General features: G+C 63.7%; 3 protein-coding genes. All 3 read left to right on the top strand.

Translation table 11 applies throughout. From position 1 onward, the window contains the following. Positions 1-486, top strand: a 486-nt coding sequence (locus tag VIQ49_RS24790) for a flavodoxin family protein (RefSeq protein ID WP_331889246.1), incomplete at its 5' end; no start/stop codon positions are given. Positions 487-680: 194 nt separating this feature from the next. Next, complete coding sequence (locus tag VIQ49_RS24785; RefSeq protein ID WP_331889245.1) at positions 681-953, top strand: hypothetical protein; 273 nt, start codon at positions 681-683, stop codon at positions 951-953. Between the two features lie 162 nt (positions 954-1,115). Beyond that, positions 1,116-1,572: redoxin domain-containing protein (locus tag VIQ49_RS24780; protein ID WP_414731718.1), on the top strand; the 457-nt coding region annotated here is incomplete at its 3' end.

The following is a 1,572-nucleotide window of genomic DNA, read 5'->3' as shown; positions in this document are numbered from 1 at the left end:
CTCTACGAACGCATCATGGCCGCCGATATCCTCGTCCTCGTCGGTCCGATATGGCTCGGTGACAACAGTTCGGTGATGAAGACCGTCATCGAGCGGCTGTACGGATGCTCGGGGATTCTCAATGACGCCGGACAGTACGCCTACTACGGTCGTGTCGGCGGGTGCCTGACCACCGGCAACGAGGACGGGATCAAGCACTGCGCGATGAACATCCTCTACAGTCTGCAGCATCTGGGCTACGTGATCCCGCCGCAGGCTGATGCGGGTTGGGTGGGACCTGCGGGCCCGGGTCCGTCCTACCTCGACGAAGGTTCCGGCGGCCCGGACAACGACTTCACCAACCGCAACACCACCTTCATGACCTACAACCTCATGCACATCGCATCGCTGCTACGCACCGTCGGGGGAGTTCCCGCGTACGGAAACCAACGCGCACGCTGGGATGCCGGTTCACGATTCGGTTTTGCCAACCCCGAATACCGGTGATTGCGGTCGCTGAATTGGCGTGAGCGCTCCACCGGCTCAATACAACGTCTGTTCGCCTCAACCAGAGCATGTGTCAGCCAAAGAACAGTTCGACGCCCAATCGCTGGGTACCAGAGCATTGTGGTTACCGGTCGAGAATGCGCCGAGGCCTCGGACCCAGCAGATTCGGCCCGTGCCAATCGAGAGGCGACGCAATGAAGCGTTTAGGTTTCGTCACGATCACGGTGAGTGTTCTGGCAGCGGTGGGCCTGGGACCAGCCTCCCCCGTCGTGACTGCGGCCCCAGCCGGTCCCGGAACAGCGCAGGACACCATGGATTCACTGCACGCCGGTGGCTACACCGTCATCCTGAAACAGGTGGGCGATGCGCCGCTCGACGAGTGCAGCGTCACCAAGCTGGGTCCCGACCACACGGCCTTCGACGCCAGCGCAAGTTCTCCGGCAGTCTGTCTCCATGTCCGCTGCTGAGACTGGGGCACCGTAAGTTTCGGTAGCGACACTGTCATTTCGATGACAGAGCACACGCGCTCGTGCCGTATGTGCTGCTTGGGTTGCCGCATTCACCCCAAGAGATGAGAGGTTCCGCAAGTGAGGATCAGGTATGCGCTGGCGCTGCTGGGCGCGTTCGGATTGGTCGCAGGCTGTACCGGGACCGGTGGCGATGCCGCTTCGGTAACGTCGGGTGCGTCGCCTGCTGAACAGACGGCGCCGTCGAGCGCCCCGGCAGTCCCGGCGGAACTGGACTTCACTGCCAAGACCGTGGGTGGGCAGGAGTTCTCCGGACAGTCACTGGCCGGCAAGCCCGCCGTGTTCTGGTTCTGGGCGCCATGGTGCCCCACCTGCCAGCGGGAGGCTCCCGACGTCGCCAAAGTCGCACGGGCCAATCCCGACGCGACATTCGTCGGCGTGGCCGCGCTGGATCAGGAGCCGGCAATGCAGGCGTTCGTCGACAAGTACGATGTCGGCTTCTTCACCAACATCGCCGATGTCGACGGCGCGGTATGGCAGCGCTTCGGCGTGACGGCACAGCCGGCGTTTGCGTTCGTCGGGGCGGACGGTTCCGTGGACGTGGTGCGCGGCACGCTCG

Origin of the sequence: Williamsia sp., from assembly GCF_036566845.1 — a bacterium.
Taxonomy (GTDB): Bacteria; Actinomycetota; Actinomycetes; order Mycobacteriales; family Mycobacteriaceae; genus Williamsia.
The sequence above is the reverse complement of the archived record's forward strand: the minus strand, read 5'-3'. Positions and strand labels throughout refer to the sequence as shown.